Annotated in this window: 5 protein-coding genes and 2 pseudogenes; 1 reads left to right on the forward strand and 6 read right to left on the reverse strand. The window is 46.4% G+C overall.

Going from position 1 to position 7475, the window contains the following annotated elements; all coding sequences use genetic code 11:
- Nucleotides 1-63: 63 nt before the first annotated feature.
- On the reverse strand, nt 64-1209 hold the full coding sequence (locus tag NC994_RS20735; RefSeq protein WP_242030479.1) for a M23 family metallopeptidase: 1146 nt from the start codon (nt 1207-1209) through the stop codon (nt 64-66).
- Here NC994_RS20735 and NC994_RS20740 point away from each other — a divergent pair.
- Nucleotides 1182-1496, forward strand: a complete 315-nt coding sequence (locus tag NC994_RS20740; RefSeq protein ID WP_242030478.1) for a hypothetical protein — start codon at nt 1182-1184, stop codon at nt 1494-1496. The two genes, NC994_RS20735 and NC994_RS20740, sit on opposite strands and share 28 nt — an antisense overlap.
- Nucleotides 1497-1557: 61 nt before the next feature.
- Here NC994_RS20740 and NC994_RS20745 read toward each other — a convergent pair whose 3' ends face one another.
- The 5 genes and pseudogenes from NC994_RS20745 to NC994_RS20765 all read right to left on the reverse strand — a co-directional run.
- On the reverse strand, nt 1558-3486 hold the full coding sequence (locus NC994_RS20745) for a glycosyltransferase family 39 protein (RefSeq protein ID WP_190437340.1): 1929 nt from the start codon (nt 3484-3486) through the stop codon (nt 1558-1560).
- Between the two features lie 280 nt (nt 3487-3766).
- Nucleotides 3767-4309, reverse strand: coding sequence for a hypothetical protein (locus tag NC994_RS20750; protein ID WP_190415911.1), 543 nt, complete (start codon nt 4307-4309; stop codon nt 3767-3769).
- Between the two features lie 170 nt (nt 4310-4479).
- Nucleotides 4480-4980 (reverse strand): ATP-binding protein, encoded by a 501-nt coding sequence (locus NC994_RS20755; RefSeq protein ID WP_199299687.1) that lies wholly within the window; start codon nt 4978-4980, stop codon nt 4480-4482.
- A gap of 80 nt (nt 4981-5060) precedes the next feature.
- A pseudogene (locus tag NC994_RS20760) lies at nt 5061-7280 on the reverse strand (serine/threonine-protein kinase PknK); the annotation flags it as partial.
- A 3-nt stretch (nt 7281-7283) separates the two neighbouring features.
- Nucleotides 7284-7475 (reverse strand): annotated as a pseudogene (locus NC994_RS20765) (IS630 family transposase); the annotation flags it as partial.

Raw genomic sequence — 7475 nt, forward strand, 5'->3', positions numbered from 1 at the left:
TTTGCCCTTAAATTCCCGGATAATTGTCCAGTTTAGGGCTGATACGAGTCAGTTTTCATGAGCCTAAAGGAAGGTAATCGGGTCTACAGGTGTGCCATTTTTACGGACTTCAAAGTGAAGATGGGGTCCAGTAGAAAAGCCAGTAGAACCAACCGCCGCGATCGCATCGGCTCGGTTTACAGATTGTCCTTCCGAAACATAGATTTCGCTGGCGTGACCATATAAGGTAGTAATGCCATTGCCGTGGTCGATAATTACCGCCTTCCCGTAACCTCCATACCATCCAGCAAAAATGACCTCTCCGCTGTTGGCGGCGCGGATTGTGCTGCCATAACTTCCCCCAAAGTCAAGACCAGAATGGAAACGGCGGTAGCCCAGAATCGGGTGAACTCGCCAACCAAAGTTACTCGTAATTCCCGCATCGCTGGGGTAGCTGAAAATACCCGTGCCGCGAATAATGTCCCTCCCGCGAAGAATGGCTTTGCTCGCTGCCGCTTCTCTTTCTCTTTTTGCCTTCGCTTCTGCAACTCGTTTTTGAATGAGAGTGCTAATCCCTGCGGAATCCTCGGCTAAAACGTTCTCGGCTGCTTCTAAGGCTTGCCGGTTAGTATTCAAGCGTTGAATGAGCTGCTGCTGAGCCTGTGTCTGAGCTTCAAATTCGGCTTTTTGTGCCAGCAATTGCTGGGTAATCAGAGCAATTTGGTTTTTCTGCTGTTCGATCTCGGTTTTTTGGCGATCGATTTGGTCAGCTTCCGCCTTCAAGTTTTTCAAGATTTGTTGGTCGGCTTGAAACACCAATTTGATCTGGCGACGCCGGTCGGAAAATTGACTGAGATTTTGGCTAGAAAGCAGGATTCCCCATCCTTGGTGAGAGAGTTGCTGGCGTTGCAGGAAACGCAAACGGGCAACTGTGGCGGCTTGCTTTTGTTGATAAGAGCGTTCCGCGATCGCCAGATCCTCTTGTAACGTCTTTAATTCCTGAGTGGCTCTTTGTAATTGGTACTGGTAGTCATTAAGCTGGGTACCCGTTAATTCCAGGTTTTGCTGCAAGCCACTGAGTTGCCCCTTCGCGGCTTTTTGGAGTTTTGATAAGCGATCGCGTTCTTTAGAATAATTAGACCGCTGCCGATCTAGTTGTTGCTGCATCTGTCGCAGCGTTTCTATTGTGACGGGTGACGGCGATGGTAAATCTTCAGCGAGCACCGGCATCGCTAGCAAAAGCCAAAGGAAAATTAGGCTACAAATTAGGCTACCAACAACCGGCAATCGGCACTGATGCCAAAAATTTTTCCTTTTTCCTGAAGATGGTGCTTTCATCCTTTCAAACTCAGTCGTGCCAAAACGCCGAATTTCATCATGATGCCACCAGAAATTTTATTCACCTAATATTCCAGTCGGCTTGCCGAACAAGCATTGCCGAACCACTGCATTTCCTGCCCTCTCCACCCCCAACCCCTAAGCGAAAAGACAGAGGGATTGCGCGTGAGGTGTTCTAATCACGGGCAATTATCCAGGCTTGATATGACTGCAAGCTGCGGCAGTTTAACAATTTAGCATTTAGCTAGAGTGTCGATGCTGGACACTGGCGACGATTTGTTTTGACAACCGAATGAGTTGATAAGCACCGGCTTTGCCTAAATTTTGGTACTCCTTGGGCTGTATTTTTGTGTTCTCTAAATATTTAGGCTCAGTCAAAATCAATACCGAAGGTGGCTTGGGTTGAGTCGCCGCGATCGCTTCAATGTATTCCATTGCCGAGCTAACTTTGGCAAAGTAATTCACCGGGCGCTGCGTGTAAAATACGACACTCGGTTTTTTGAAACCAATCATTAATATGGCTTCCCCTGGCTGCTGGACTTGGGCGATCCGTGCCGATAATTCCCGCAACGGCATCTGACGTGCTCGATCCATCATGAAGTAGGCAGGCGTTACCACAAAGATGATAAAAGCCATAAATCCGATTAGATTTGAAGTCCACAGCCAACGCCACCGCCGTCGTTTCAGCAGCAACCACCCTGTCCAAATAGCGGTTGCTCCCCAGATGATGCCTCCCCACACCGTCAAACCAGATCGTTGAACCATTTGGCGCAGATCGGGCACGGCAGGGTCATATCCTAAGAAGTTTGGGCTGTATAGAAGCGCACCTGCCAGAACTGATAAAAACACCACATTGACAACGCCACTCCAAAACAAAGGACGGAGGAATGAGGGCTGAGGACTAAGGACTGAGGACTGAGTGGGGAATTCTCCTTCCGGCTGGTTAACTGCTAATTCTGAACTACCGACTTCTTCCTCAGTTCTCAATCCTTTCACCCCAGTCCTTAATTGGTCGCTGAACAAAAGTGCCACCAAAATTCCTGCTGCTGGCATTAAAGGCAGCACATAGCTGGGGAGTTTTGTCACCGCAACGGTGAAGAAGCCAAAGATCCCGGCAAACCAAAATAGAGCAAATAAACCTAAATGAGTGGAACGGGGGGAGTTCCGCCATTTGCTGCGCTGCCAAAAGCGGAGACGGGCGATCGCGACCGGCAAATAAATCGACCAAGGCGCAAAACCCAGCAGCACCACCAGGAAGTAAAAATACCAGGGTGCCCAGTGGTGATTGACAACGCCTGTGAAGCGTTCCAAGTTGTGATAACCAAAAAACTTATTAACGTAGTTTTCGCCGTTCCGCAAAATCACCAAAACATACCAAGGCACTGCCAAAACCAACACCAGTGCTAAGCCCCGAATCGGGAACATCTCCCGCAACACTTCCTGAGTCTTGCCCAGGTAAAGTAGAAAAGCCCCAATAATCAGAACGGGTAAGACAATGCCGACCGGCCCTTTCGTCAAGATTGCCAAGGCAACTAGCACGTAGAAAGCGAGATACCAACGAGTTTGGATCGCGGGTTGGTTGGTGTTGACATAGCCAAGAAAAAAAGAAAGTAGCGCACAACCCACGCAGCCGGTTAGCAGCATATCAGAGACGCCTGTGCGTCCCCAGACAATCATTTCTGGATTCAGAGCGATCGCCGCTGCACCCAGCAAAGCCGATAGCCACAACTGACGCTGCGTTATCATCCCATCCCTAGCTTGCCCCGTCACCGCACTCGGAGAAGGAAGCCCATAGTAGCGCAACGTATAGAAGCCTAATCCCGTCACAGCGATCGCAGACAGCGCCGAAGGCAATCGCACCGCCCATTCATTGACGCCAATCAGTTTATAAGCGATCGCCATCAGCCAGTAAACTAACGGCGGCTTATCAAAGCGCGTCTCCCCATTAAAATACGGTGTAATCCAATCTCCCGTCACCGTCATCTGGCGGGCAGCTTCAGCAAACAGCGGCTCAGTTTCATCAACCAGACCGATATTCCCTAAATTCCACACAAAAGCCAGCCAGCAAACCACCAGCACCCACAGAATCGATAGACCCGCCAGCCTGCTGGGATGCTTCTCCCAAGATTTCCACCAACTTCTAACCGTTCGCTCAACCCTAAATTTCATGAACCCCCGAACCGTCCGTCAGTAATGGGCAACCTCAAAAGGCATTTTCCCAGACCTTAATCTAGCTGGAAATGTGACGCCAGCGCACCCATTGCAAGATGTCATGACTCCCGCCTACCCAGCAGCACTTCCTGACTCTGGCAAAACCTATGTGTTCCCTAAATTGTCAGCGGAGAATGGGTACTTGATAAGAAGTCATAGGTAATTCGTCCGTAGAGGAGAAAAAACAACTGACTCCTAACTGCTGACTATAAACGAATGACCCCCGACGATCTACGACCTAAGATTGCAAAACCAGTTGCCATTCCGACACCTGAGCATTCCAGACAGGCAGAGGCGTCTCACCCACAACATACGGTCCCCAATACCGGCGGGAACCATCTTGGGCAAATGCCACCAAAATATCCCCCTTTTTTAGCTGCAAATCCCCTCCAGGCAAAGATAAGGTCACGCCCTGGCTCCCCCCTTCTCCTGGGGCAAAATCCCAGTGTGCTGGCTCTCCATAAGATGTCGTTGGTGGCTGATAAGTCAGCAACGCCAGCCGCAGGGGATACTCCGTTTGATTCGTCACCCGTAAAGGCCCTTGACGAGTCGTAATGAGCGGGATTTGTCGATCGTCTGTGGGTGAGGCAACTGGTGTAGAGTTCGGCAACTTTCCCGCGCCGGGAGGATTTTCCCGCAGTGAAGCATTCGTTTTTGAGAGCAACGAAGCATCTAACTTTGCCCAATTGAGTTCCACCCGCTCCTGAAGCAGTCCCAGTCCTAACCCGATGAGTCCTAAAAGCACAGCAATCAGAAACCCAGGGTAAACCTTTAAAATCATAAGCTTTTGGATAGTCTTTCAGGAGTTTACCGTCCTTAATGGCAAAAAGCTCCGCCAAAGATGGACTCCTCGCGTGAGCGATCGCGCCAATCACCATTTTTCATCTACGCCACAAAACAAGAATCTTGGGTGACGCTTCTAGACACTCAAGCTTTGGGCGTTTCCTGCCCCTATAACACTTTTGAAAGGGCTGTCCTGAGCGGAATCTCAATCATAAACTTCGTCCCTTCTCCTGGCGCTGAGATACAGCTCAATTGCCCACCATGTTTATCTACGACAATCTGATAGGTAATGGATAAACCTAGCCCCGTCCCCTTGCCTACCGGCTTCGTTGTAAAGAAGGGTTCAAACAGACGTTGCCGAACTTTTTCCGGCATTCCCGGTCCATTGTCAGCAATCTGAATCGCTACTTTCTCACCATTAATTACTTCCGTGTGAATCCGAATCTTTGGCAAGGGGTAATTCGCACTTTCGGGTCGATTATCGATTCCCCGTATCTTCTTACTCATTACCTCATCGATTGCATCAATTACATTCGCCATAATATTCATAAACACCTGGTTAAGTTGTCCGGCGTAACATTCCACTAACGGCAACTCACCATACTCTTTCACCAGCTCAATTGCCGGACGCTCCGCGCTCGCTTTTAGACGATGCTGTAGAATTATCAACGTGCTTTCTAAACCAGCATGAACGTCCGCAGGCTTTCCGATTGCTTCGTCAACCCGCGAGAAGCACTTGTTAACGTTACGAGAGTAATTCCCAGCCGTTCCAAAACTTGTAGCCCTGTATCGACGGCTTTAACCATCTGAAATTGACAGCTATAAATCTGGATTTGTAGCTCGTTTACCTTTACTTCGTCGATTAAACTTGTAGCTTGTTCTAGGGCAACTTCAGCTAAAGTAGCTGCCTGCTCAAAGTTGATATTTAAGTATTCTGCTTCCGCCGACTCAAGATGAAGTGTGAGCGTTAAATCATAGTGGCTTTGCCAGCTATTTTCAGTAAGCAGTCTTAGCCCTGCGGTTAAGTATCTGGCAGATGCTTCATAAGCTGATGCTGCTTTGGCTTTTTTCCCAGCCATCAGATTGAGTTGGACAAGTTCATCTTTGTCTGCTTGGTTAGCAAGCAACTCCACCCCAATATTGAGCTGGTTGACAATATCAAAAACATTCTCTTCCAGCGCATATTTAGCTGTTTTATGTAACAACTGCTGACCAATTTTTAGGTGAGTTCATTTTTTCCGATCTTCCGTAATCAAGGAATAAGCTGCTTGCTGCACCCGGTCATGTAAAAATTTATAACTAATCCTGATATCCTCTATCAGTAAATCTCCTTTTTCTGATTGGTCAAAAAATAGAGGGATTTTATAAGTATTGCTCAAAGGTAAAACTAAACCAGCTTGAAGCGCCTCCCACAAATCATCAGCAGTATTGATTAAAGATTGCTTATTGACAATAGATAGAGCCTCTAAGGTAAATTGGTTTCCAATGCATGCAGCTAATTTTAGGACTTCCTGGGTTTTTTTCGACAATTTTTGAATATTTCTGGCAACCAGTTCGACGACGTTATAATCTGTAATCCCAATCCTTTGGATTCGATCTAGATTCCAGAGCCAGCGACTTTCAACAAAGTAAAAATGTAAAAAACGTTCGGAGTGAAGCGTCTGAAGCAGTTGTGTTAGAAAGAAGGGATTTCCTTGAGTTTTATGAAAGACAAGGTCAGCGATTTCCTTCGCTCTTTCGGTTTCTTGAAGGGTATTAGCTACTAATTGATAGACATTTTCAATGTTTAAATGACAAAGAAGAATGTTATTGACAACTGCTTCTGTTTTTTGAAGTTCGTCCAAAGCTAGCATCAACGGATGAGTTTGGCTAACTTCATTATCTCGATAGGCTCCAATCATTAACAGATATTGACTGTCGGGTTCAGTCATCAGCAGTTGGATTAATTTTAAAGAAGCTGAATCTACCCACTGTAAGTCATCTAAGAAAATAACTAACGGATGTTCTGGCTTTGTAAAAACATGAATAAACTGTTGAAACACCCGGTTGAAGCGATTTTGAGATTCACTGGGTTCTAGTTGCGGAACTTCTGGCTGAACTCCAATAATTAGCTCGACTTCGGGTATAACATCAATAAAGATCTTACCTTGCGCTCCCAAAGCCTTTTCTAGCTTTTCCTTCCAAAAAACTATTTGTTCCTGACTTTCCGTTAATAGTTGTCGGATTAATTCTTGCAAAGCTTGAATCAAAGCAGCATAAGGAATATTTCGCTTAAACTGGTCAAACTTACCCGCAATAAAATATCCATGCTGACGCACAACGGGTTTATGAACTTCCTGAACTAAGCAAGATTTACCGATGCCTGAATAACCAGAAACTAGCATCATCTCGGTAGTTCCAGCACTGACTCGGTCAAAGGCATCCATTAGGGTGGTTACTTCAGTTTCACGACCGTACAGTTTTTGGGGGATGAACAATTGCCCAGATTTATCTCGCTGACCTGGAAGGAAGTATTCACTTTTGCCATATCTTTGCAATTGAACGAGACATTCTTCTAAATTTACCTTTAATCCTTGGGCGCTTTGATATCGAGCTTCAGCGTTTTTAGCTAATAATTTCATCACAATCGCTGAAATTGATGCGGGAATTTTTAGATTGAGCTGATCGGGAGAAGCAGGTTGTTTAGAAATGTGAAAATGAACGAGTTCCAGCGGGTCAGTAGAAGAGAAAGGTAAATTTCCCGTCAGCATTTGATAAAAGGTGACACCTAAGGAGTAAAAGTCGGTACGGTAGTCAATCGACCGATTCATTCTCCCTGTTTGTTCGGGCGACATATAGGCAAGGGTGCCTTCTAGTAAAGTGGGATTACCTTGTGTCTGAGTTTCTCTAGAAAGACGCGATGAAATACTAAAATCTATAATTTTAACTTGACCATTTTTAGAATTTATCAGGATATTGTGGGGTTTAAGTAGCTAGGATGATTTAAACCTAAAACGCTCTAACGTATATCCCCCTTGTTCACTCCGTGATTCCATGCCGTCCATTACAGCCAGGGCTAAATCATATTCATTGTCGAACATTCGTCCTGAAATTTCATGGGTTTTGAGTTGATGCCACTGTCCTTCGATGGGGTTCATCTGGGAGCAATAAGCAGGCAAAAAGAA

Source organism: Trichocoleus sp. AS-A1 (assembly GCF_039962015.1).
Classification (GTDB): domain Bacteria; phylum Cyanobacteriota; class Cyanobacteriia; order Cyanobacteriales; family FACHB-T130; genus FACHB-T130.